Source organism: Candidatus Termitispirillum reticulitermitis, from assembly GCF_054655775.1.
In genome coordinates, this window is sequence record NZ_BAAIHG010000013.1 from 1 (window position 1) to 13,741 (window position 13,741).

Below are 13,741 nucleotides of genomic sequence, written 5' to 3' on the forward strand. Positions count from 1 at the left end.
TAGTAAATTCAACTATTTTTTTGCGTTCTTCGGTCACGCTCATGCCTGCTGCAATAAAATCGCCCTTGTCTGTGTTGACAGCGTCTATTAGCAAGTCAAAATTCATATCAATGATTTCTAGCTGAACGCCTAGCTTCTCAGCTATGAGCTTGCCAAGTGCTATGTCCAGCCCATCAAAACCGTTCCCTTTAACGTATTCATAAGGGGGGTATGTAGCATTGGTAAGCATTCTTATCTTGCCCGCTTTCTTAATGGCAGCAATGCTACCGGGCTTACCTTCGCCTTTGCTACAAGACACCAGCGCAAAAGCAAGACACATCGCTAATACTACAAGTAATAACTTCTTCATAATAAAATCCTCCACAAAGTAATTGTTAGCAAGATATACCTGCAAACCCTAATTAGTCAACAATAATTTTTTTCTTGATAACCCCCCCTTTTTTTGTGCTATAGCTCACGCACAATTAGTAGATATGAGGGAATTAGGCTGGTAGGAGTTCTTTATGTGTATATGTTATGTATATATTTAAGGGATGTTCTATTTCTAATTAACAGTGATACTATTATCAGCTTCCACTGGATGCAAGAGCATTGATGCCGCACGCACATCTAGCAGATGGTCTAGCATGCGCGTCCTGCGCGCCTCTAGCCCCCGTATCTCTTCATCGTAGGTGTGTATCATATTCCTAAAGAATTCTAGCACTTTTTTGAAATAGAGCCTGTCCTCACGTCCATTCGGAATATTATTGACAACAACATCTAACTCCTTCTTCAACAGACCGACAAAGGCGCGGATAGAGGCTATGCGCTGCTCCGTGAAGTCAGACTCCCCGATTATGAACACTTCAAGTAATGTTTCAGCTCTCTGATTTATCAAGGTCTGCCCTCACGTTGCTAGCAGTCCTTGCTTAAAATTATTAGTAGAGCATATCCCATTGCCCTGTCTTACTGTATCGGGATAACAGAGAAAACCTTTAATGAAATTTCTACTTAGCTCCCTTAATTAATTTCAACTCTTCCCTGACAAGTCTTTCAGCTAGTTCAGGCACTAATTTATTAACGGTTTCACTGACCTTGCTAGTCAAAGCATCTGCAACAGCTTTCTCTAATAGGTTCTTGCTCGCCGATTGACCTAGCAACCCGACTAAATCTTCCTGCGATAGCGCAATGGTAAGTGCTCCAGCACCCGCCGCCTGCTGCACACCAGATGCCACAGCTACAGACGTAGATAGAGCAGGAACATGTTCGCCACCCATAATCGGCTCGCCCCCGCTGTTCTTCGCTTCTAAATAACCACGATTCACTTCGTCAAACAAACTCATCAGCTCTTCACGCTCACCAGTGGCAGCAGCACGAATAGTTTCAGAATATTCTCCGCTCCATAGTCTTTCTGCCTCATCATCCGCCTCACGCTCCGCATCAGATGTCGTAAGAACGCCCCTTCTTTGTGCTTGCTCGGGTAGCGGTTGAGGCATTTGCTGCTGTGGCTGTTGTTGTTGTGGAACAGGCTGCACCTTTTCTGTCTCTTCAAATGGCGTAGTTTGAATAGCTTGCAGGCTATGTTGCAGTTTATCAAGCATTTCCTGCTCTAGCTCACCAGCTATCTCGCCGGTAATCTCCCCGATAGCCATATCTTCTGTCTCAAATAAATTTTCCACTTTGGGTGCATCTTTTTGGACAAACTTGTCTAAATCGTCATCGCTAAATAACGTGCCCTGCTCCTCCTTGGGTGCATCTTTTTGGACAAACTTGTCTAAATCTTCATTGCTAAATAATGTGCCCTGCTCCTCACTGCCTATAACGGTAGCTTCAAAATCCGCCGCACTGGCAGACTGCAAATCAAGCTCGTTAAGCGATACCAGCCCCTCGCTGGGTTCACCAGCGACCATGCCTTCTAACAAACTTTCATTTATATAGACATTGCCATCGCCAGACGTTATATCATCAGTGCCAAATATCGCCACATTACCATCAGTGCCGAAATCTTGTGCCTTCACAGACTCTCCCACATTCTCCGAGCTACTCTTTTTGTCGGAGCTACTAGAGTTGTTGTAGTGATAACCCTTGCGCACCATAATTTTATCAAGAACTTGGTTAATAGTGATAGAGTTAAAAGGCTTAACAAGATAGTCATCTATGAGCGCATGTTCTATATCCATATCAACAAACTGCTCGTAAGCCCCAACCAATAGTATTATGCCAACTTTGCCACCCAATGCACGCAATGCCACAAAGAAATCTTGCGAAGCCTCCGCAAATAGCCTGCTATCAATCATTACAACAGACAAGTTTGGGTCGCTTATTAAAGATAAGGCATCAGCAGTGTTGAACGCACTTATGAGGCTAAAGGTGCGCTTGTCAACAATAAGCTCCACTATCTTGTGGATAGTAGCACTGTCATCTATCAAGAGCACATTCTTGCGCTCTACATTGGTAGTATTAGACATAGTATAGCGAGCATATCACAAATAATAAAAAAAAACTATATTAAATTAGACTTAAAAGTTCCATGTGAATTGCAAGCTACCAGAGATGCCTTCACGCTTTCCCGTTGCTAGGTCTATATCAAAACTAGTAGATATAGGGAAACGCTTAGGTTTTAGAGCAAAACCAATACCGCCCACTATAGTATCGCCTATCTGACTTGGCACTTCAATCTCACGATTACGTATAGTAGCCTTAGCCTTGCTAGTATATTCATGCTCATAAGCTATATTAGCGGACAAACTAAATGCCTCACTAATGTTCACCAGCGCCCTAACGCCTGCACGCGTGAGGACAGACAATATATCTTGAAACTCTATATCTTCCTCATATATATTAACACTATCGCCCGTCTGCTTAGTTAGAAATTGCTTAACAGACGGTGTTATTGAAACCCTGTCCCAGATAAGCAAGCTATAACCTATACCAACATGCCCAGCAATATAATTGGCAGAGGTATCAAACTCCACAGGCTCAATAAAGTCGTCTGATTTATAGTGCGTCTCAGTCTGTCCGCCCCTGACAGAGCTTTCAACAAACAGCCCGCTTGCAGCTTGGAGGCGCACCATAGCACCTACGCCCATATATCTAGTATTGCCCTCCCCCATTATAGGCGGGTCGGCAACAAAACTATTATGCGAGTTATAGGTCGCCGTCCCATACTCTAAAAACTCGCCCAGCACTAGCTCCCATAGCCCCAAATGACGTTTCCTTGCAAGCCCCGCAGCGACTGAATACCCTAACGTATCAATATAAGAACCTGTGTTATAGCGCATACTGTTACCGCTAACAACCGCGAATACATCTAACTTCCCCTTATCTGCAAGCCCTCTTATATTCTGTAAGGCATTTTCAACAGAGGTATTCGCACCGAGCTGCAATGCCGCAAAACCTGCCAGAAAGCCCTCTGATAATGATATTATTTGTGGATTTATCCCACCACCAAGAACAAGTCCGTAGAGCGTGTTGTTATCGTCCTCATACATCATCGTTGCTTTGTAGCTCCTAGACACTCCAAGTCTAATAGGCATAACACTCCCAGCAGCAGGACCGCCTGTCAAATTGTCCGCTGTAACAATGTTAATCCTATCTCCGCTTTCAAAGAATGGCGCAGTTACCTTAAGTTTTAACGTAGTTCCAGCAAGCTGAACGTTTCCAGTTGATGTAATCGTATAGTCTCTGCCATTAACTGTTAGGTTGAATATATAAAATTTAGTTATGTCATTAACATTTATTGGAGCATTTACGTCTATTATATTTCTATACATAGTATTACTGCCGCCTTTAATATCGGCAGTTGTGAAATCGCCACCATTTATGGTCAGCGTGTTGTAGCTGGATAAAAAAGCTGTGCCGACTACCACTGATGAGGTGAACGTCCCTCCCCCTATTATTATCACATTATTGGTTGCGCTTGAGTTGTCGCTCCCATCAGTCCAGCCACCATATAGGTTGTCTATCACCGCACTAGGGTTATTTATTACAATAGTATTATTGTCTGCTATGCCAGCAGTAGCCGTTGTATAACCGCCATAAGCAGAACCAATACTTAAACTGCCACCACTCTGTATATCTAATCTATTGTCGCTGGCGTTGGACGTGCCATAACCAACGTAGATGTCGTTAAGTGTCCCTCCTGTTATGAGAGCAGTGTTATTAGTTGCACTGCCATTATCAGTCCAGCCACCATAGACATTGCCACCAATAGTGCCTGCTGATATTATACCTACAGAGTTGCCGCTCACATCGCCATTATGAGTAGAAGCTCCATATATATCGCCAGTTGCGCTGCTATTGCTTAATTGAGCATAGCTGTCATAAACACTACCCGTAGCACTCCTGCTCCCATACACATCACCGGTGATAGTGCTGTTGCTCAGCTGAGCGTAGTTGTTTGTAGCGTTGCCAGTGTTGCTGTAGCCACCATAGACACTGCCAGAGGTATGACTGCCGTTAGCATTAAATATTACGTAATTGCCACTTGCCGTATTGTTTTCCGTCCAGCCGCCGTATATGTTGCCACCAGCACTAGAATTGCTATTCAGCAGAACCCAGCTATTAGTGGCACCGCTAGTAGCTCTGCTACCATATATATTACCAGATATAGTGCCGTTACTCAGCTGAACGTAGCTGTTAAATGCACTGCCGTTATCAGTCCAGCCACCATAGACATCGCCAGTTACGCTGCTATTGCTTAATTGAACATAGCTGTTATAAACACTGCCCGTAGCACTCCTGCTCCCATACACATCACCGGTGATAGTGCCGTTACTCAGCTGAACGTGGTTGTTTGTGGCGTTGCCAGTGTTGCTGTAGCCACCATAGACACTGCCAGAGGTATGACTGCCGTTAGCACTAAATATTACATAATTATTACTCGCCGTATTGTTTTCCGTCCAGCCGCCGTATATGTTGCCAGTAGCACTAGAATTATTATCCAGCTGAACCCAGCTATTAGTGACACCGATAATAGCTCTGCTACCATATATATCACCAGATATAGTGCCGTTATTTTGCTGAACGTAGTTGTTAGATGCCGTGCTGTTATCAGCCCAGCCACCATAGACGCTAATGTTTGCAGTGATATTCTCTAAATAAACACCATTTCTTGAAACTGCCCCAATATCAGCCCAGCCACCATAGACGCTACCACCGACAGTGCCGTTACGTAAGCTAACATTGTTATTGCTCGCACTGATGGTGGCTTTACCGCCATAGATACTGCCTGTAATGTTGCCTCCATTGGTATCAACAATGTTGCCAGTTGCGCTGCCACTAGTCGCGCTGCCACCATATATACTACCAGATATAGTGCCGCTACTCAGCTGAACGTAGCTGTTAGTTGCAGTGCCATTATCAGTCCGGCTACCATAGACATCGCCACCAATAGTGCCTGCTGATATTATCTCTACAGAGTTGCCGCTCACATTGCCATTTTGATTAGAAGCTCCATATACATCGCCAGTTACGCTGCTATTGTTTAATTGAACATAGCTGTTATAAACACTACCCGTAACACTCCTGCTCCCATACACATCACCGGTGATAGTGCCGTTACTCAGCTGAGCGTAGTTGTTTGTAGCGTTGCCAGTGTTGCTGTAGCCACCATAGACACTGCTATGATTGCCGCCAGCATCTACATAATTGCCACTTGCCGTATTGTTTTCCGTCCAGCCACCATAGACGTTGCCACCAGAACTGCCATACATCATAACGTAGCTATTAGTGGCACCGCTAGTAGCTCTGCTACCATATACACTACCAGATATAGTGCCGCCAAGCGACTCAACGTAGTTGTTAGTTGCACTGCCATTATCAGTCCAGCCACCATAGGCATCGCCACCAATATTGTCAGACACCCGAACCCAGCTATCAGCAACATCTCTAGTAGCTCTGCTACCATATACACTACCAGATATATCGCCGCCAATCGCCCAAACGTAGTTGTTAGTTGCACTGCCATTATCAGTCCAGCCAGCATAGACATCGCCACCAACATCGCCATACATCAGAAACCAGCTATCAGTAACATCGCCACTAGCTCTGCTAGCATATACACTACCAGATATAGTGCTGCCGCTACTCAGCTGAATCCAGTTGTTAGTTGCACTGCCATTATCAGTCCAGCCACTATAGACATCGCCACCAATAGTGCCTGCTGTTAACGCTATATTTACAATATTGCCGCCCACATTGCCATTATGAGTAGAAGCTCCATATACATCGCCAGTTACGCTGGTATTATCGAATAATCGAACAATGTTGCCACCCGAGCCACCTGTAGCACTCCTGCTCCCATACACATCACCGGTGATAGTGCTGTTGCTCAGCTGAACAAGGTTGACTGAGGCGTTGCCAGTGTTGCTGTAGCCACCATAGACGCTACCAGAGGTATGAGTGCCGTTAGCATTAAATATTACCTCATTGAAACTTGCCTCACCGTTTTCCGTCCAGCCGCCGTATATGTTGCCACTAGCACTAGAATTGTTATCCAGCGTAACCCGACCATGGGCACCGCTAGTAGCTCTGCTACCATATATACTACCAAATACAGTGCCGTTATCGAGCGTGATTACGTTGATGTATGCCATGCCGTTATCAGCCCAGCCACCATAGACACTACTGTTTGCAGTGAAATTCTTTAAATAAACAACACTGCTTTCAGCTGTCCCGTTATCAGTCCAGCCACCATAGACGCTACTGTTTGCAATAATATTCTCTAAATAAACATGATTGCTTTGAGCTTTCCCAGTATCAGCCCAGCCACCATAGACGCTAACACCGATAGTGCCGTTACGTAAGTTGACTTCGTTATTTCTCGCATCGACGGTGGCTTTACCGCCATAGATACTGCCTGTAATGTTGCCTCTATAGGTATCAACAATGTTGCCATTCGCGCTGCCATTATCGCTAAACCCGCCATAAACACTGCCATTTATAGTAGAGGCGTTATCCGCATTGGCAGAGGCATTATTCACAGTGACTCTATTGGTTGTTGCATTTCCGCTATGCGCCGTTCCCAGCACCGCCCCGCCGATTACGTCACCGTTAATAGTTGTTCTGTTGTCAATATTAACAACATTGCCACTCACCTGACCAGCACTGCTACCTATACTAATGCCACCAGCTAGCCTTGTGGCTGTGATTGTAATGTTACCATATATATGAAGGGTGTCGTTGCTAACGTTATCCGTAGTTGTCCCATCATTGCTACCAGCGGACAACGTTTTGCCAGTGAGGATTGAATTTTCACTAATATTGAGTTCAACACCAGTCCACGTCCAAACAGTGTCAAACCTAGAGCCTATAACATAAGTTCCACCGCCAAACGAGTATGTAAAATTATCGTTCAAGTTATAGGCAACATTCGGAATCGTGTATGTCACAGCAAACGCAGGGACAACAAATAGAACAGCAAAGACTAAAGAGAGCGCAAGCCCTACCAGCATACACCTAGAACGAAACTTGCCTAACAGCTCATCATTATTTATTAGCCTTAACATCTTTAGCCTTAAAGTTCCACGTAAACTGCAGGCTACCAGAGACGCCTTCACGCTGTCCCGTTGCTAGGTCTACATCAAAACTAGTTGATATGGGGAAACGTCTAGGCGTTATGTCAAAGCCTAACCCAGCCGCAAAGGTGCTACCCGTCAGGCTCGGCACCTCAATATCTCTATCAAACACAGTCGCCCTAGCCTTGCCGTTATGCTCATACTCATAAGCCAGCTTGATAGATGTCCAAAAGACATCGCTAAAACCATGCGACATTTGAACTCCCGCACGCGTGATAGTAGATAGCACATTTTCAAACTTTATCTTATCACCAGCCACTTTAACGGTATCACCGAGCTGCATCGTCCAAAACTGCTTAACAAACGGAGTGAATGTCGTTCTAGCTCCTATAAACTGAATATGCCCAGCACCAAAGTGAATGGCAAAATACGGGGCAGACGCATCAAAGTCTGCGTATTCCTCAAAATCGTTAGACTCATAGCGCGTCTTATACATACCGCCTCTGATAGATGCCTCAATAAAGTTATCGCTTACAGACTGAAAACGCCCCATAGTGCCTAACCCTATATACTGGGTGTTGCCCTCGCTGTTGATAGCAGACGTAGTATTAAAACTATTGTATGAGTCATAGTCGGCTTGCCCATACTCTAAAAATTCGCCCGCCACCATCTCGCCATAGTCAAAAAGACGTTTTTTAGCCATTCCTGCGGCTATTGAAAACCCTATCGTATCAATATAAGAGCCTGTTTTATGGCGCATAGCATTGCCACCACTGCCAACGAACATGCCTGAGCCATCCCTTGTTGCTATAGTCATATTTTGAAGTGCATTCTCAGTAGCAACGTTTGCACCAAACTGCAATGCTGTCATGCCCGCTAAAAAACCCTCTGATAACGCTTTTGTCTGCGGGTTCACCCCATCGCTCATTACAGTCGCATATAGAACTCTTGCAGTGTTATAGCCTAATGCAACATCGTAAAGCAAAGTTATACCGCGAGTCGCCTGTATTATAGTCTCTTCTGCAGGACCATTTATTATGCTATTATTCGTTTCAATTATAGTAAAGGTGTCGCCTTGCTCAAATAGCGGAACACCCTTGCCAATCTTTAACTTCAACGTAGAGTTGTCCTCAAACGTTACATCGTCAGCCATAATTATAGCATTTACATTGTTGACTGTTAAGTTAAACGTAGAAAAACCCCTGACACTTTTAGCCATTATCTCCTTAGTCACGTTGAGCGTATTGTTCAGGGTGGTAGTAGTGCCTCCAACAATATCAGCAGTGTCAAAAGTGCCGCCATTTATGGTAAGCGTGTTGCCATTAGTCGTAAGACCGCTACCGACAATTACAGACGTGGTGAACGTGCCTCCGTTTATTATTATTGTATTGTTGTTAGCACTAGTGCCTGTGCCATCATCACGCGTCCAACCACCCGTCAGGCTCTCTATAGTTACATTTGGGTTAGACACTATAACGGTATTATTCCCCGCATGGCTGACATTGCTATCAGATGTTACGCCACCATAAGCAAGCTCAATGTGATATTCGCTATCACCCAAAAGCTCCAAAGTATTACCATCAGCCCTCGTAATACCATAGCCACCCGCAACACCAGCAATAGTGGTATTGTCAATATTCTTTATAGTTAGCCTGTTACTAATTGCATAATCACCATAGCCACCAGTGGCTTGATAGGCAAGTGGGAGACTGGTAGTGGCAAACGTAACATTGTCCCCATCTATAACAACTGTATTTCCCGTTGCCGTAACATTATCGCTATAGCCACCATACACGCCCCCGACAGCACCACTCATAAGGCTGACAGAGTTTCCACTGCTCGTGCCGTTGTCAGAATAACCGCCATATATACCGCCAGTAATATTATCAGCAACCGATATAGATACGCTATTGCCCCAAACGTCCCCAAGTCCACTCTTACCACCATATATATTGCCATCAACATTAGGAATAGCACCAAGTATTCTATTGCCTGTTAAAGATACACTATTGCCTGTTGATGTCATATTATCGCTATAACCGCCATATATGTTGCCTATAATGCTACTATTATCATCTATAAAAACCCTGCTGTTAGACACACTGCCATTGACACTCCAACTGCCATATATATCGCCAGTAACACGGTTGGCATTGGCATTGTTGATAGTATGAATTACTAGAACCTCGTTGTTAGTCGCCGTGCCATTATCTGTGTAGCCACCATACATATTGCCGTCTATAGTGCCATTGTCAAGGCGGATGGTGTTGCCACTTGCACTTATAGTGCCACTACCGCCAATCACACCAGTCGCACTCGTAACCGTTCCGCTCTCAATGCGCACAAGATTGCCTATAGCACTACCATTATCGCTACTCCCGCCTATAACATCGCCTGTTATAGCGGTAGCATCACGCACATAAACAATATTGCCTCGTGAGTCAAGCTGGCGCAAATCTCCCCGCACGGCACCGCCTATCACACTGCCAACTATCGTGGAGAGGTTATCTATATAAACAATATTGTTTTCCAGCTTTCCTGTGCCGTATCCCACACTGATAGCACCAGCTAATGTGTCAGTAGCCGTGACATTGTGACGTATTGTTAAGACATTATTGACAATGTCATAGCCATTAGGTCCCCCACTGCTACTGCCCGCAACTAGCGTCTCAATAAAACCAAAAGCTTCGCCCGTTATAACATTTACACCGCTTACATACCAGCTCAGTCCAGAGCCAGATGTATAGTTAGCACCATCGTAAGTATAGGTAAAATTATCCAATGAGTATGAGAGACCGTCAACCAAAATAGTTCCATTATTAAATTCATAAGTCACTGCAAATACGCGTGCGGTTGACAGGATAACGAACACCAGAGTGAGCACCAGCTTGGCTAGCGTGCGCCTAAAGCGAACTTTATCTGTGCTAAAAGACGCAACGAGCATTACTAATATTCTCCTATTCTCACAAAGTCATTAAAATATTTCTCGTGTCATATCGGCAAATATCCAAGCAATCTTTAGAGAATGCCATTCTTTTCTGCCCCCCCCCCCCCAGCTCATCGTTGTTTCTTAACCTTAACATCTTTAGCCTTAAAGTTCCACGTAAACTGCAGGCTACCAGAGACGCCTTCGCGCTGTCCCGTTGCTAGGTCTACATCAAAACTAGTTGATATGGGGAAACGTCTAGGCGTTATGTCAAAGCCTAACCCAGCCGCAAAGGTGCTACCCGTCAGGCTCGGTGCCTCAATATCTCTATCAAACATAGTCGCCCCATCTCTATAAAACAGAGTCGCCCTAGCTTTGCCGTTATGCTCATACTCATAAGCCAGCTTGATAGATGTCCAAAAGACATCGCTAAACCCATGCGACATTTGAACTCCCGCACGCGTGATAGTAGACAGCATATTTTCAAACTTTATCTCATCGCCAGCCACTTTAACGGTATCACCGAGCTGCATCGTCAAAAACTGCTTAACAAACGGAGTGAATGTCGTTCTAGCTCCTATAAACTGAATATGTCCAACACCAAAGTGAATGGCAAAATACGGGGCAGACGCATCAAAGTCTACGTATTCCTCAAAATCGTTAGACTCATAGTGCGTCTTATACATACCACCTCTGATAGATGCCTCAATAAAGTTATCGCTTACAGACTGAAAATGCCCCATAGTGCCTAACCCTATGTATTGAGTTTTGCCCTCGCCGTTGATAGCAGACGTAGTATTAAAGCTATTGTATGAGTCATAGCCGGCTTGCCCATACTCTAAAAATTCGCCCGCCACCATCTCGCCATAGTCAAAAAAAACCTTTTTAGCTATTCCAGCGGCTATTGAAAACCCTATCGTATCAATATAAGAACCTGTTTTATAGCGCGTGGCATTGCCACCGGTGCCTACAAAAATTCCCGAACCTTTCTTTGTGGTTATAGCCATATTTTGAAGTGCATTCTCAGTAGCAACATTTGCACCAAACTGCAATGCTGTCATACCCGCTAAAAAGCCCTCTGATAATGATTTTAACTGCGGGTTCGCCACCAACCCATCGCTCATTACAGTCGCATATAGAATCTTTGCAGTGTTATAGCCTAATACAACATCGTAACACAAAGTCATACCGCTAGTTGCCAGCATTCTAGTGCCATCTACAGGACCATTTATTATTATGCCATCACTCGTTTCAATTATAGTAAAGGTGTCGCCTCGCTCAAATAGCGGAGCACCCCTGCTAACCTTTAACTTCAAAATAGAATTATCTTCAAACGTCACATATTCTTCAGCCCTAATTACAGCATTTACAGTGTTGACTGTTAAGTTAAACGTAGAAAAACCCCTGACACTTTTAGCCCTTATCTCTGTAGTTAAGTTGAACGTATTGTTCAGGGTGGTGGAAGTCCCCCCAACAATAATAGCAGTGTCAAAAGTGCCACCATTTATGGTAAGCGTATTGCCATTAGTCGTAAGAGCGCTACCGACAATTACTCCTCCGATGAACGTCCCTCCGTTTATTATTATTGTATTGTTGTTAGCAGTGGTATCTATGCCCCAATCTTGCGTCGAACCACCCGCCAGTCTCTGTACAATTACATTTGGGTTAGACACTATAACGGTATTATACGACGCATGGCTGGGACTGTCTTCGGACTCTGTCTTGCCGCCATAGGCCCACCAGCCAATACGATATGCGCTATTACCCAAAAGCTCCAAAGTATTACCATCAGCCTCCGTAACACCTAAGCCACCCGCAACATTACGAATATTGCCAGCATTATTCATTATCACTAATTTGTTAGCAATTGCACTAACACCACGGCCACCGGCTATTTGTGCTTCAAGACCGATAGTAAGATTAATATTAATATTCCCATCTATAAAAACTATGTTCTCCCTTGCAATGCCGTCACGGCTATATCCGCCATACACGTCCTCGAAAAAATTACCACTACTACTCCTAATGCTGACAGAGTTGTTGCTGCTCGTGCCGCTATCAGAATAACCGCCATATACATTGCCAGTAATATTATCAACAGCCGATATAAATACGTTATTGCCCGAAACGTCCCCAAGTCTGCTATAACCACCATATATATTGCCGGTATTACCATATATACTGCCGACAACATTAGGAGCACCAACTATGCTATTGCCTGTTAAAGATACACTATTGCCTGTTGATGTCATATTATCGCTATAACCACCATATATATTACCTATGATGTTGACATTACCAAACATAGTAACCCAGCTGTTAGATACTTTGCCATTGCCACTCCAACTGCCATATATATCGCCAGTAATATGGGCACTATCATTTCCATGAATTATTTGAACTCCGTTGTAAGTCGCCGTGCCATTATCTGTGTAGCCACCATACATATTGCCGTCTATAGTGCCATTGTCCAGACGAACGGTGTTGTCACTTGCACTTATAGTGCCACTACCGCCAATCACACCAGTCGCACTCGTAATCGTTCCGCTCTCAATGTGCACAAGATTGCCTATAGCACTACCACTATCGCTACTCCCGCCTATAACATCGCCTGTTATAGCGGTAGCATCATACACATAAATGCTATTGTTTCGTGAGTTAAGCCGGCGCAACTCTCCCCGCACGGCACCGCCTATCACATTGCCAACTATCGTGGAGAGATTGTCTATATAAACAGTATTGTTTTCCAGCCGTCCTGTGCCGTATCCTACACTGACAGCACCAGCTAATGTATCAGCCGTGACATTGTGACGTATCGTTAAAGTATTATTGACAATGTTATAGCTACCAGGTCCCCCATCGCTACTGCCCGCAACTAGCGTCTCAATACCACTCAAAGCTTCGCCCGTTATAACATTTACACCGCTTACATACCAGTTCAGTCCAGAGCCAGATGTATAGCTAGCACCATCGTAAGTATAGGTAAAATCAGCCAATGAGTATGGAATACCGTCAACCAGAATAGTTCCATTATTAAATTCATAAGTCACTGCAAATACGTGTGCGGTTGACAGGATAACGAACACCAGAGTGAGCACCAGCTTGGCTAGCGTGCGCCTAAAGCGAACTTTTATTGTGCTAAAAGGCGCAACGAACATTACTAATATTCTCCTATTCTCACAAAGTCATTAAAATATTTCCCGCATCCTATCGGCAAATATCCAAGCAGCCTTTATAGAATGCCATTCTTTCCTCCCCCCAGTAGGGGGAAGAGCACTTAAGCTCTATAGGTGAGAGTTTTTCTTTTCAGTGTCCCCTT

6 protein-coding genes are annotated in these 13,741 nt (G+C 44.4%); all 6 read right to left on the reverse strand.

Going from position 1 to position 13,741, the window contains the following annotated elements; translation table 11 throughout:
• A partial coding sequence (locus AC1MDJ_RS02745) for a transporter substrate-binding domain-containing protein (RefSeq protein WP_479689427.1) occupies positions 1-349 on the reverse strand: 349 nt, incomplete at its 3' end.
• A gap of 195 nt (positions 350-544) precedes the next feature.
• Entirely contained in the window at positions 545-877 is a 333-nt protein-coding gene (locus tag AC1MDJ_RS02750) for a hypothetical protein (RefSeq protein WP_479689428.1), read from the reverse strand.
• Positions 878-986: 109 nt separating this feature from the next.
• Positions 987-2,447 carry a response regulator gene (locus tag AC1MDJ_RS02755; RefSeq protein WP_479689429.1) on the reverse strand — a complete coding sequence of 487 codons (1,461 nt, stop codon included), beginning with the start codon at positions 2,445-2,447 and terminating at the stop codon, positions 987-989.
• A 51-nt stretch (positions 2,448-2,498) separates the two neighbouring features.
• Entirely contained in the window at positions 2,499-7,487 is a 4,989-nt protein-coding gene (locus AC1MDJ_RS02760; protein WP_479689430.1) for a beta strand repeat-containing protein, read from the reverse strand.
• Positions 7,468-10,440 carry an autotransporter outer membrane beta-barrel domain-containing protein gene (locus AC1MDJ_RS02765; protein WP_479689431.1) on the reverse strand — a complete coding sequence of 991 codons (2,973 nt, stop codon included), beginning with the start codon at positions 10,438-10,440 and terminating at the stop codon, positions 7,468-7,470. Before AC1MDJ_RS02765 ends, AC1MDJ_RS02760 begins: the two co-directional genes overlap by 20 nt.
• A 113-nt stretch (positions 10,441-10,553) precedes the next feature.
• Positions 10,554-13,580: an autotransporter outer membrane beta-barrel domain-containing protein gene (locus tag AC1MDJ_RS02770; protein WP_479689432.1), complete on the reverse strand. Its 3,027-nt coding sequence runs from the start codon at positions 13,578-13,580 to the stop codon at positions 10,554-10,556.
• Between the last annotated feature and the right edge of the window lie 161 nt (positions 13,581-13,741).